Here is a 1,852-nt window from a genome sequence, read left to right on the forward strand (position 1 = left end):
CGGCCGGAACAGGGCCGCCGCCTCGGTCAGGTCCTCCAGCGCCAGGGCGTACACCAGGTCCTGAGCATCAGTGACACCGTCGCCCGCCAGGCGGGCCAGCGAGCGGTCATAGTCCGATCCGGCGGCCATGGCATGCCCGAGGATCGTGGGGTTGGACGTCAGCCCGGTGACCGCCAGGTCACGCACGTAACGGGCCAGCGCCCCGGTGCGCAGCATGACCCGGTTGATGCTGTCCAGCCACAGGCTCTGGCCAAGCGCGTGCAGCCGCTGCGCGGGATTCAGCTCAGCGTCCATGCCTACCTCCGATGAGCCGACACATCTTCGCCCGGTCAGGGCCACACGTCCAGACTATGGCGGCCCGGTCGGGGCGGCACCATCCCCAAGTGGACACTGAGTCTCCGGACTCAGACGTGATCGTTCTTGTTCCAGAGCTGATGGATGAGGCCACTAGGTGAGGTGACCGACTCGACCGTGAAGCGATCTTCGGCGCCGCTTGATCCCTCCCAAAGGGATACGCCGCGCCCCAGGGTGATCGGCACGATCACCAGGTGCATGAAGTCGATCAGGTCGGCCTGGAGAAACTGACGCACTGTCGAGGGCCCTCCGCCGATGCGGACGTCGCAACCATCCGCGGCTTCCTGGGCTAGGCGAAGCACCTCGTGTGGGGGTCCGTCCACGAACCGGAAGCTCGTCCCATTGGGAAAGCCAATCGTCGGATGCGGGTGGTGACTCAGGACGAACACCGGTGTTTGGAATGGTGGTTCGTCGCCCCACCAGCCCCGCCACCCGTCGTCGGGCCAATCGCCAACCTGCGGGCCGAACTTGCGACGTCCCATGATCTCGGCACCGATTCCCTGGCCCCACATGCTGGTCAGGGCGCGGTCTAGCGTGAAGGGGCCATCCACCTTGTCGACCCCATGGATGGCGCGACCATCGAACCAGCTGAAGAGCCGCTCGGCACCGCCGATCGGAGCATCGAACGTCACGTGCTCGCCGGCCGCGTAGCCGTCGAGGGAGATGTTCAGGTTGTGGACCCGGGTACGAGGCATAGCGACTCCCTCATGATCGGATGGACCGCGGAGCACATGGAACTGACCGACGGGGATGGCCGGACTAAGCGCTTACGGTACCGCTGGAATCGTGTCCGCTGGGCGAACCCCGATGGGCACCTGGCAAAAGCGAGCCGCCGGAACCGCCTCGCCGCGCACGGCCAGGTCAACCGCTCTGTGCTCGTGACCTGCGCAGTCTCAGATGGGTAGTCCGCGAGGATTCTCAATCAACCGCGGGTATCCGTTACGCCCTGCCGCTCTGCTGCTTGCGACAGTTAGCACTTGAGGTGTCTCACCGCGCAATACCGCCTTTGCCCGGTGGTCGCCGGCTTGCGCCAGACTCGGCAGCGGCTCCGATACAAACGACAAGACTCGAGCTGGCATTACGCCGCTGATGTTAACGGCATACAGGCCAGTGCATAAGTACCCAGGCAGGCAATGCTCGCTATTCGGCAGGTCCGGGCGTCAACCGGGTGTGCAGGTTATCCGCGGCCTGTGACGGCGAGTATCCGGGCGATGCTGTCGGCAAAGCGGGGTAGCGCGTCGGGGTCGCCGGCGCTGCGAGTCGGGTTGAGTTCGCCGATCGACAGCGCTCTTGCCCGTGGATCTCGCGCGGCCAGCGTGAGGGCCTGTTCGGCTTGGCCGAGGGTGGGCCCGGTATTGCGGCCGCCGGTATCTTCCGCCAGCGGGGCATCGGTGAAGTCCAGGACGTCGACGTCGATGTGGACCGCGAGCGGGCCAGCCGGGAGGCGGTCAAGCGCGGCCGCGGCGGCGCCGGCCGGATCGGCGGCCAGGGCCTGGCC

The 1,852-nt window shown here is 66.6% G+C and carries 2 protein-coding genes and 1 pseudogene; all 3 read right to left on the reverse strand.

Features of this window, described 5'->3' with window-relative positions; genetic code table 11:
* On the reverse strand, positions 1-294 hold a 294-nt coding region (locus WA805_RS05330; protein ID WP_425241787.1), incomplete at its 3' end, for a transaldolase family protein.
* A 110-nt stretch (positions 295-404) separates the two neighbouring features.
* Positions 405-1,049, reverse strand: coding sequence for a dihydrofolate reductase family protein (locus WA805_RS05335; RefSeq protein WP_425241788.1), 645 nt, complete (start codon positions 1,047-1,049; stop codon positions 405-407).
* A gap of 482 nt (positions 1,050-1,531) precedes the next feature.
* Positions 1,532-1,852: pseudogene (locus tag WA805_RS05340) on the reverse strand (hypothetical protein); the annotation flags it as partial.

Origin of the sequence: Trebonia sp. (assembly GCF_049794275.1) — a bacterium.
In the GTDB taxonomy this organism is placed as follows: Bacteria; Actinomycetota; Actinomycetes; order Streptosporangiales; family Streptosporangiaceae; genus Trebonia.

Bases quoted from the DNA above. Each gene is read 5' to 3' on its own strand.
- WA805_RS05335 (WP_425241788.1), bottom strand. From the start codon at position 1,049: ATGCCTCGTACCCGGGTCCACAACCTGAACATCTCCCTCGACGGCTAC.